This window comes from Janthinobacterium sp. PSPC3-1 (assembly GCF_049896105.1).
In the GTDB taxonomy this organism is placed as follows: domain Bacteria; phylum Pseudomonadota; class Gammaproteobacteria; order Burkholderiales; family Burkholderiaceae_D; genus Janthinobacterium.
In genome coordinates this window covers 1-9,142 of sequence record NZ_JAFCTQ010000018.1, presented here as the reverse complement: position 1 = coordinate 9,142, position 9,142 = coordinate 1, and the positions used below count along the sequence as shown (strand labels likewise).

The following is a 9,142-nucleotide window of genomic DNA, read 5'->3' as shown; positions in this document are numbered from 1 at the left end:
GACCCGGGCCGACGCGAAAGCCGCAATACAGGAATATATCGAAAGCTTTTACAACCGCCAGCGACGCCATTCGCGCCTCGGCAATGTTCCGCCCGCGTTGTTCGCTGAAAAATTCAGCAAACAGCCACGGGCGGCTTGAAACAAGAGTGTCCGCTATTGACAGTACACCTCACTGCTTGCTTCCCGTGCAATCACATGGCCGGGCTCTTCACGCTGGCGCAGCACGGCTGGCACGATGTCGGCGTATGCCGCCCACAGCGAACCGTAGGCGGGCGGCGACTGCTCGCGGATGGCGGCGTGCAGCCGCGGCAGCGCATGGAAGGGCACCATCGGAAACATGTGGTGTTCCAAGTGGTAATTCATCTTCATGTACAGGAATTCGAACACCGGATTCAAATACATGGTGCGGGTGTTCAGGCGATGGTCGAGCACATCTTCGGCCAGGCCCGTGTGCTGCGTCATGTTGAACAGCAGCGGCAGCAGGGCGCCGTAAAAGCGCGGCAACACGATGAACAGCGCCGGCAAGATGCTCTGTGCCAATACGCACCAGGCGATCAGGCCAGCAAACAGCAAGGTATAGATGCGGCTGCTCCAGACCAGCTTGCGTATTTCCGAATCAGGAATAAAGCTGCGCGTTTCCTCGCTCAGGCTGCCCATGGCATGGCGCACGGTGCGTGCGATTTCCTGCAGGCCGCCCGGCAGGAAAAAAGCGTCGAAGAGGATCGCCAGCGGCCTGGCCGGGCGCGGAAATGCGATTTCGCGGTCGCGCCCGACGATAATGGTATCGGTATGGTGGCGCGCATGGCTCCAGCGCCAGTACACCGATTCGTGAAGGGTCATGAAGGACGCCAGCTGGTAAAAAACATTGTTCAGCCAGGGCGTCTTGAACGGCGTGCCATGCGACAGTTCATGGGCGCAATGGTCGCTGACCGAATACAATGTGCCGTACAGAAAGAAGGCCGGCAGACACCACCAGCTCCCGTGGCTGTGCCAGGCCGCCACGCCGCTGGCCGTCAACAAGGCCAGCCAGATCGCCATGTGGCGCAAGCCCTGGGCGTCGCTGCGCTGCATCAGCTGTTTCATCTGCGCACGTGGCACCTCGCAGCGGAACCAGTGCGCCGATACCAGTCCCCGCTTTTCCGCCTGCTCGCTGTTGGCCGCGTTCAGCCGATAGTCTTTCCATTTTCCCGCATGTGCCATGTCGCTCTCCTGTGTGTGATAAACCAGGATCATGGTAGTGATTGGCGGGTGGCTGCGGGGCGCCAGCCTCGAGCTGGTCTCAAAACCATCATGCTGGCGCGCCCGCCAATGATAGAATCTATCAACCATCTTCAGCAGGCATCTCCATGAAAACAGCACCATCCACGATTGCCGATGTTGCCCGCGCCGCCGGCGTCGGCGTCGCCACGGTCGACCGCGTCATCAACCGGCGCGCGCAAGTGCGTCCGGCCACGGCGCTGCGCGTAATGCAGGCGGCCGAGGCGCTCGGCTATCGCGGCGCCGGGCTGATACGCAAGCGCCTGGACGAGGGCGGTGGCAAGCACCGGCTGGGTTTTTTGCTGCAAAAAAGCGGCAGTGAATTTTTCCAACTGATGGCGCAGGCGCTGCAGCAGGCTGGCAGGGAGGCTGGCGGCGTGCACAGTGTGCAGGTCGAGTACATGGATGACTTGACGCCACGGCGGGTGGTGGCGCAGCTGCGCGCGATGGCCGGCAGCGTCAATGCACTGGCATTGGTCGCGACCGAGCATCCGGTCATCTGCGCCGCCGTCGAGGAGCTGGCGGCGGAGGGTTATCCCGTGTTTTCGCTGGTGTCCGACCTGAGTGCCACCGGCCTGGCCGGCCACGCCGGAGTAGACAATGTCAAGGTGGGCCGCAGCGCGGCGTGGGCGATCGCGCATCTGGGGCGGCGTCCGGCCAAGGTGGCCGTGATGGTCGGCTCGCACCGCTATGCCTGCCAGGAGGAATGCGAAACCAGTTTCCGCACTTATTTCCAGCAGCACGAACTCGAATTCGACATCGATTTGCTCGACACCCTGATCAGCCTGGAAGACCGCCACCTGGCCGAGGAAACCATTCATGAATTGCTGCACCGCCACCCCGACCTGACGGGCTTTTACCTGGCCGGCGGCGGCATCGAAGGCGTGCTCGACGGCTTGCGTGCGCTGGGGCCTGAATATGATTTCGTCACCGTCTGCCATGACCTGACGCCATTGACCCGCGCCGCCCTGGCCGACGGCCATGTGGCGATGGTCATTTCGCATCCGCGCGACGCGATCGCCGGCGGCCTTGTCGCCGCCATGTGCGATGCGCTCGACAGCGGCACGGGGCCACGCCGCTGCGTGGTCGATCCTTTGTTGTTTACGCCAGAAAATATCTGATTTCTTGCGCCGCGCTCAAGGCGGCAGGTAGTCGCCTGCGCCGATATTCTCGCGGCAGAACAGGCGAAATTCATTTGGCGCGCTCGAGGGTGGTTCATCGAGCCGGCCGCAGGCATGCAGCAGATGCTGCAGGCTCGATGCCGTTTGCCAGTCCGGATCCTGGTCGATCACCAGTTCCATCTCGCCCTGCTCCAGATACAAGCGGTGCTCGGCCGACAACTCGTGGCCGGCAAGCAGGATGTGTCCGGCCTTGCCGGCCTGGCGCAGCGCCGTCACGATGCCGGCCGAACCGGCGCCGCTGTTGTAGATGCCGACCAGGTCGGGCCAGGCCTTGACGGCGCGCGCGACGGCGACGTGGCAGCGGTCGGGCTGGTCGTGGCATTGGCGCACCTCGCCGCACAGCAGGCCCGGGTAGCGCTCGGCCAGCACTTCCTGCACGCCATGAATGCGCTCGGCATGTGCCTGATATTGCAGCGCATTGCTGATCAACAGGATGCGGCCCTGGGCCGGCAAGGCGCGTCCCAGGAAATGGCCGGCCGTGCGGCCGGCGCGGTAATTGTCGATGCCGGCGTAATGCAGGCGCGGCACGTCGGCAATATCGCTCATCAGGGTCACCACCGGCACCCCCGTATGAATCACCTGGCGCAGCGCGGCGCGCACGGTGATGCTGTCATGCACGGCAACGATCAGGCCATGGCGCTTCTGGCGTGGGCTGAGGATGGCGCGTGCGATGCGCTCGTCCTGGCCATCGCCCTCGGCCACCAGGGTGCGGTGGATCACCACTTTTTTGTCCAGCATGTGCATGGCGCGCTGGAACGCCAGGTTGAGGCGCTGGAAGTACGGCGTGCCGCTGCCGGCCAGGATCACGTCGAAGCGGGTCAGGCCGCGCCGCGGCTCCGGCAGCAGTCGCGGTACGCCCAGGCGCCGGGCGGCGGCCACCACGCGCGCGCGGGTCGCGGCCGAGACGCTCCCGCGCTCGTTGAGCACGCGGTTGACCGTGGTCTCGCTCACGCCGGCTTCGGCGGCGATGTCGCTGAAGCGCGCCGAGCGCTTGCGGCGGGTGGAGGGGGCGGGTTCCTGCGGCAAGTCGCTCATGCTGGTGTCCTGCTTGAAAACAGCCATCATGCACCAGCCGCAGGGCGCCTCACAAGTTTTACAACTCGACGATGCGCCGCTCGCGCCACGACACTTCGGCCGCCTGCGCCAGTTGCAGCGCCTTCAGGCCATCGGCCACCGTGGTGCGCACCGGCTTGCCGTCGATCAGGGCGGCGACGAAATGGGCCATTTCGGCGGCATACGCGGCGCGGTAGCGTTCCAGGAAGAAGTTTTCCGGCAAGCTGGTCGCCACACCGCTGGCGGTCCACGCTTCGACTTCCGTCGGGCGATGGTTATGCGCCTGCAGCATGCCGGCGCTGCCCAGTACCTCGAAACGCTGGTCATAGCCATAGGCGGCGCGGCGGCTGGTGTTGATCTGGCACAGGCGGCCCTTGCGCGTGCGGATCGTCACGGCCGTGGTGTCGGCGTCGCCCGCTTCGCCCACCTTCGGGTCGGTCAGCACCGAGGCAGTGGCGTAGACGCTGACGGCTTCGTCGTCGAGGATCCAGCGGAACACGTCGAAGTCATGAATCAACATGTCCTTGAAAATGCCACCCGAGCTGCGGATATAGTCGAGCGGCGGCGCGCCCGGATCGCGGCTGGTGATGGCCAGCACTTCCGGCACGCCGATCTCGCCGGCGTCGATGCGCGCCTTGAGCGCGGCGAAGGTGGGATCGTAGCGGCGCTGGAAGCCGATCAGCGCCGTCACGCCGGCCTTGGCGACGGCGTCGGCGCATACCAGGGCGCGCTCGACGGTCAGGTCGACCGGTTTTTCGCAAAAGATATGCTTGCCGCTGGCGGCGGCGCGCAAGATCAGGTCGGCGTGGCTGTCGGTACTCGAGGCGATGATCACGGCTGCGATCTCGGGATCGGCAAATACCGTGTCGATATCACTGACCTGTGCGCCATGCTCGCTGGCCAGCGCGGCAGCGCTGGGCGCGTGCACGTCGACTACGTATTTCAGGCGTACGCCTTGCTGGCGTACCAGGTTGGCGCTATGGATCTTGCTGATGCGGCCGGCGCCGAAGATGGCTACTTGTAACATGTTTTTTCTCCTGTGAATGTGGGTGGATCAGGCGCCGATGCCGTCGCGCAAATGGGCCATGCTGGCGCGCAGCTGGTTTTCGATATCGTCTGAGGCCGCCACTTCTTCAGCGAACGGCTCGTAGGAAATGCAACCCTGGTAGCCGCGCGCCAGCAAGGTTTTGATCTGCGCCAGATTGCCCAGGCGGTCGCCGGCGCCGACCAGCACGCGGTGCATGTCGCGCATGGCGCCGACCGGCACGGCGCCGTCTTCCACGCCGGACACATGGATGAGCCCCGTCAGGTCAGGGAAAAAAATGTCTTCGCCGGCCAGGTGATGGTGGAAGGTATCATGCACAAGCTTGAAATCGTGTTCGGCACCGGCGTCGTACATGGCCAGCACGGCCTGCGACTTGCGGCGCACCGCGCACTCGGCAAAGCCCAGTGGTTCGATCAGGCCCAGCACGCCGCGTTCGGCCAGCATCGGTTTGAGCGCCGTCAGCGCCGCCACCAAGGCGCGATGGCGCTCGCCCGCATCGCGGCTGTCGCGCAGGCTGTTGGTCGGACACAGCACCAGCGCCTGGGCGCCACAGTCAGCGGCGTAGTCGATCAGCGCACGCGCCTCGCGTTCACGCTCGGCATCGAACTGTTCGAAGCGCTGAAGGGCGTTGATCGAGCGGATCGTGATGCCGGCCGCTTGCGTCATCTCGCGGATCTGGCGCGCCGGCGTGCCGTCGTTGATTTCAACACCGTCGAGGTCATTGCGAATTTCAATCGCGCGCACGTCGAGGCGCTGGCACAGGGCCAGGTAGTCGGCGAAACCGATGCGCGGTGCGCTCATGCGGTTCAGGGAAAACAGGTAGGGGGCAGTCATGGTGGTGCGTCTCCATCGGGATTTGTCGTGTGGTGGCGCCTGGTAGCGGCGCCTGTCGACAATGTAAGAAATCGCGGCCTCGAACGCAGCATGAAAATTGACCATAAATGGTCATTCAGCGGGAAAACCGGGGCGTGAACAATCTACAAATGATGGAAATGATAGGCCGCCTGCGCCCCGGATGATGGCTTTTGACAGAGTTTTCAAGATCTGCTTGAAGCGGCCTGCCGCACGCCACTACTATCGCTGCCATGGACCAAGGCGGTTCCAATCGACACACGGAGGAGCACATGACAATACAGGCAGAAAGCACGCAGGATCGCAAACGCGGCTATCAACTGATAGGCGGCGACGGCGAACAGGCCATAGAACAGGGGCTGGCCAATGCGCAGTGGTATCGCTGCGCACTGACGCGCCCTCAAATGAAGGGACTGATGCAGCGCCAAGACGCTACTGCGATCCGCGACACCTTGATCTGGTTCAGCCTGATCGTGGTGTCGGGTGTGCTGGCTGCAATGAGCTGGGGCAGCTGGTGGGCCATCCCCGCCTTCTTTCTGTACGGCACCCTGTATGCGGGGCCGGCCGATTCGCGCTGGCATGAAACCAGCCACGGCACGGCCTTCAAGACGCCGTGGCTCAACAACGCGGTGTACCAGATCGCTTCCTTCTTGGTCTTGCGCCGGCCGACGCAAAAACGTTGGAGCCACGCGCGCCACCATACCGACACCCTGATCGTCGGGCGCGATCCCGAGATCGTGGTGCCGCGCCCACCCGACCTGTTCGGTTTGCTGCTCAATTGCTTCAACCTGAAATCGGGCTTGAGCGAGCTGGGCCAAGTGTTACTGAACGCCGTCGGCAAGATTTCCGCCGACGACCGCACCTTCGTGCCCGAAAGCGAGCACGGCAAGATGGTGCGCGAAGCACGCATCTGGTGTCTGATCTATGGCGCCGTGCTCACCGCCTGCTTCGCCACCGCCAGCATCAAGCCGCTGGTCTTTATAGGCCTGCCGTCTTTTTATGGCGCGTGGCTGAGCCTGTTCTTCGGCCTGACCCAGCATTCCGGGCTGCCCGAAAACGTGCTCGACCATCGCCTCAATTGCCGCACCATCTATATGAACCCGGTGTTCCGCTTTTTATACTGGAACATGAATTACCACGCCGAGCATCATATGTTTCCCATGGTGCCTTTCCATACCTTGCCCAAACTGCACGAGCTGATCAAGGACGATTGCCCGCTGCCTTACCCCAGCACCCTGGCCGCTTACCGCGAGCTGATCCCTGCGGTGCTGCGCCAGGTGCGCGATCCGGGCTACGCCGTGCAGCGCAGCTTGCCCCAGCGAGGCGAGACTGAATTGGATAGCCTGCCCGATGGCGCCTACGCCAAATAAAGTCATCATTTATAACAACAAACCGAAGGAGACCAATATGAGCTGCTGGACCGAAGTGTGCGAGTTCGACGAGATCGACGATGAAGACGTGATGCGGTTTGACCACGCCGGCAAGACCTACGCCGTATACCGCCTGAACAACCAGGCCTATGCCTCGGATGGCCTGTGCACACATGAAAAAGTGCACCTGGCCGACGGCTTGGTGATGGGTAACGTGATCGAGTGCCCCAAGCACAACGGCCGCTTCAACCTGACCACCGGCAAGGCGCTCGGCGCTCCCGTCTGTGTGAACCTGAAAACCTATCCGGCCAAGGTCGAGGATGGCGTGATCTTTCTCGACCTGGCCTGACGCGGCGCTTTAGTCCGCCGGCTGCGCGCCGATTTCCTCGATGTCGATCTCGAGCCGGTAGGCCAGGGCGATGAACAGCGCCTGGCACAGGCAGATGGTGCTGGTCAGCGAACGGAAGGCAAAAGCGCTTCCTTCGGTCATCGTGAGCAGGGCGTCGGCCGTGCGCGCCAGCGGCGCCAGCTTGCTGTCGGTAATGACCAGCACGCGCGCGCCGTTGTCGTGCGCCATGCGCGCGCATTCCAGTGTTTCCTTGCCGTAGGGCGCAAAGCTGATGGCAATCGCCACGTCGCCGGCCCGTACGCTGCGCATCTGGTCGCGGTGGCCGCCACCCAATCCCGTGACCAGGTGCGCACGCTTGCTGGTGTGCTGCAGCGCGTAGGCGATATATGACGCCACCGGAAACGCACGCCGCACACCCACGACATAGATATTGTCCGCCTGCTGCAGCAAGGTGACGGCCGCTTCGAGCTGTTCGTCGTCGAGCCCGGCTGCCAGTTCGTCGAGGCCGCTGCGGCTGGCGCCGATGAATTCGCGCGTCAACTCGCCCGTGCCGACCTTGCCGTCTCGTGTGGAAATGAGCTTGCGGATGCGCTGGCGATAGTTCGGCGCGGCCCGGGCCTGGTCCGTATAGGCCTGGCGAAACACATCTTGCATTTCACTGAAACCTGAAAAACCGAAGCGCTGGGCAAAGCGCACGATGGCCGACGGCTGCACCTGGCAGGCGGCGGCGATATCGCTGATGCGTTCGAGCATCAGGCTGCTGCGATGCTGTTCGATATGCTTGGCGATCAATTTCAACTGGCGCGACAGGCTTTCGTACTCGTCGGCGATTTGTTGCATCAACTGGTCGATCGAGGAGGTTTGTGCCATATCTTGCTCTCTTTTCTGGTGTAGTTGTCTTAAATCGAAACAATTTTCTATTTAAATTAATTTCGCAATTTTTATTGCTTTTTGTTTTTTGCTGACTTATTCTAGAAACACTGCAGCCGGGACCGAAGCCCGTGCGCCTGCCGCCATGTGCCGCGCAGCGCCGTGTTTTTCGGTCGCACAAGAGGTAAAGCATACGGGATTTTCACGGTATGCAACAACTCACAGGCAGGCCGTCCAGGCCATTGCCGGCTTGCGCAAAACTATAAACAGAGACCATCAACGCTGCACGCATTCAGAAAGATACATCGATGAAGAATCCAACTCCTTTCGCATCGGGCCGCGCGCTCGACGTGATCTGCCTGGGCCGCCTGGCGGTGGACCTGTACGCGCAGCAGATCGGCAGCACCCTGGAAGACGCCACCAGCTTCGCCAAATACCTGGGCGGCTCGTCGGCCAATATCGCCTTCGGCACGGCGCGCCTGGGCCTCAAGTCCGCCATGCTGTCGAAAGTTGGCGACGACCATATGGGCAGGTTTTTGACCGACACCCTGGCCAGGGAGGGCTGCGATGTCAGCCATGTCGGCATCGACCACGACCGGCTGACCGCGCTGGTGATGCTGGGCATCAAGGACAAGGACACCTTTCCTTTGATTTTCTACCGCGAGAATTGCGCCGACATGGCCATCGACGCGGCGTCGGTGGACCAGGCGTTTATCGCCAGCAGCAAGGCGCTGCTGATCACCGGCACGCATTTCTCGACGGCCGCCATGCACGCCATCAGCTCGCAGGCCTTGCGCCTGGCGCGTGCCAACAATGTGCGCACCGTGCTCGATATCGACTACCGGCCCGTGCTGTGGGGCCTGTCGGGCAAGGCCGATGGCGAAACGCGCTTTGTGTCGAATGACGGTGTCACGAGCCACCTGCAGGGCATCCTGCCGCAGTTTGATTTGATCGTCGGCACGGAAGAGGAGTTCATGATCGCCGGCGGTGGTGCCGACATCATGGCGTCGCTGCAGGCGGTGCGCGCGGTCAGCGCCGCCACGCTGGTGGTCAAGCGCGGCCCGCTGGGCAGCGCCGTGATCGAGGGCGATATTCCCGCCAGCCTGGACGACGCCTACAACTACCGCGGCGTGCGCGTGGCGGTGCTCAATGTGCTGGGCGCCGG

10 protein-coding genes (1 of these 10 cut by a window edge) are annotated in these 9,142 nt (G+C 63.0%); 5 read left to right on the top strand and 5 right to left on the bottom strand.

Annotated elements, in window-relative coordinates; genetic code table 11:
• Positions 1-139, top strand: a protein-coding gene (locus ACP7B7_RS18505) for an IS3 family transposase (protein WP_426077621.1); it begins 1,126 nt to the left of the window's first position. Within the gene, positions 1-139 belong to an annotated coding region that runs on past the window's edge; the region does not span the whole gene.
• Between the two features lie 14 nt (positions 140-153).
• Here the strand turns inward: ACP7B7_RS18505 and ACP7B7_RS18500 are convergent.
• Positions 154-1,200 (bottom strand): fatty acid desaturase, encoded by a 1,047-nt coding sequence (locus tag ACP7B7_RS18500; RefSeq protein WP_426077620.1) that lies wholly within the window; start codon positions 1,198-1,200, stop codon positions 154-156.
• A gap of 146 nt (positions 1,201-1,346) precedes the next feature.
• Between ACP7B7_RS18500 and ACP7B7_RS18495 the strand changes: the two genes are divergently transcribed.
• On the top strand, positions 1,347-2,378 hold the full coding sequence (locus ACP7B7_RS18495; RefSeq protein WP_426077619.1) for a LacI family DNA-binding transcriptional regulator: 1,032 nt from the start codon (positions 1,347-1,349) through the stop codon (positions 2,376-2,378).
• Positions 2,379-2,393: 15 nt separating this feature from the next.
• Here the strand turns inward: ACP7B7_RS18495 and ACP7B7_RS18490 are convergent, their stop codons facing one another.
• Genes ACP7B7_RS18490 through ACP7B7_RS18480 form a run of 3 tightly spaced genes read right to left on the bottom strand, consistent with a single transcriptional unit; the run spans position 2,394 to position 5,370 of the window.
• On the bottom strand, positions 2,394-3,500 hold the full coding sequence (locus ACP7B7_RS18490; RefSeq protein WP_426077701.1) for a LacI family DNA-binding transcriptional regulator: 1,107 nt from the start codon (positions 3,498-3,500) through the stop codon (positions 2,394-2,396).
• Positions 3,501-3,531: 31 nt separating this feature from the next.
• Positions 3,532-4,518 (bottom strand): inositol 2-dehydrogenase, encoded by a 987-nt coding sequence (gene iolG / locus ACP7B7_RS18485; RefSeq protein ID WP_426077618.1) that lies wholly within the window; start codon positions 4,516-4,518, stop codon positions 3,532-3,534.
• A gap of 27 nt (positions 4,519-4,545) precedes the next feature.
• Positions 4,546-5,370 (bottom strand): TIM barrel protein, encoded by an 825-nt coding sequence (locus tag ACP7B7_RS18480; RefSeq protein WP_426077617.1) that lies wholly within the window; start codon positions 5,368-5,370, stop codon positions 4,546-4,548.
• 290 nt (positions 5,371-5,660) lie between these two features.
• On the opposite strand from ACP7B7_RS18480, the gene ACP7B7_RS18475 reads away from it, so the two are divergent.
• Both ACP7B7_RS18475 and ACP7B7_RS18470 read left to right on the top strand, forming a co-directional pair.
• Complete coding sequence (locus tag ACP7B7_RS18475) at positions 5,661-6,758, top strand: fatty acid desaturase family protein (protein ID WP_426077616.1); 1,098 nt, start codon at positions 5,661-5,663, stop codon at positions 6,756-6,758.
• 37 nt (positions 6,759-6,795) lie between these two features.
• The gene (locus tag ACP7B7_RS18470) at positions 6,796-7,107 is read left to right on the top strand and encodes a MocE family 2Fe-2S type ferredoxin (RefSeq protein WP_065305766.1); all 312 of its coding nucleotides are present in this window, start codon (positions 6,796-6,798) and stop codon (positions 7,105-7,107) included.
• Between the two features lie 9 nt (positions 7,108-7,116).
• Here the strand turns inward: ACP7B7_RS18470 and ACP7B7_RS18465 are convergent, their stop codons facing one another.
• Positions 7,117-7,977: a MurR/RpiR family transcriptional regulator gene (locus ACP7B7_RS18465; RefSeq protein ID WP_426077614.1), complete on the bottom strand. Its 861-nt coding sequence runs from the start codon at positions 7,975-7,977 to the stop codon at positions 7,117-7,119.
• 308 nt (positions 7,978-8,285) lie between these two features.
• On the opposite strand from ACP7B7_RS18465, the gene iolC reads away from it, so the two are divergent.
• A partial coding sequence (gene iolC / locus ACP7B7_RS18460; RefSeq protein WP_426077613.1) for a 5-dehydro-2-deoxygluconokinase occupies positions 8,286-9,142 on the top strand: 857 nt, incomplete at its 3' end.

Coding starts and splice junctions, on each gene's coding strand:
- ACP7B7_RS18500 (WP_426077620.1), bottom strand. CDS start 1,200: ATGGCACATGCGGGAAAATGGAAAGACTATCGGCTGAACGCGGCCAAC.
- ACP7B7_RS18495 (WP_426077619.1), top strand. CDS start 1,347: ATGAAAACAGCACCATCCACGATTGCCGATGTTGCCCGCGCCGCCGGC.
- ACP7B7_RS18490 (WP_426077701.1), bottom strand. CDS start 3,500: ATGGCTGTTTTCAAGCAGGACACCAGCATGAGCGACTTGCCGCAGGAA.
- iolG (WP_426077618.1), bottom strand. CDS start 4,518: ATGTTACAAGTAGCCATCTTCGGCGCCGGCCGCATCAGCAAGATCCAT.
- ACP7B7_RS18480 (WP_426077617.1), bottom strand. CDS start 5,370: ATGACTGCCCCCTACCTGTTTTCCCTGAACCGCATGAGCGCACCGCGC.
- ACP7B7_RS18475 (WP_426077616.1), top strand. CDS start 5,661: ATGACAATACAGGCAGAAAGCACGCAGGATCGCAAACGCGGCTATCAA.
- ACP7B7_RS18470 (WP_065305766.1), top strand. CDS start 6,796: ATGAGCTGCTGGACCGAAGTGTGCGAGTTCGACGAGATCGACGATGAA.
- ACP7B7_RS18465 (WP_426077614.1), bottom strand. CDS start 7,977: ATGGCACAAACCTCCTCGATCGACCAGTTGATGCAACAAATCGCCGAC.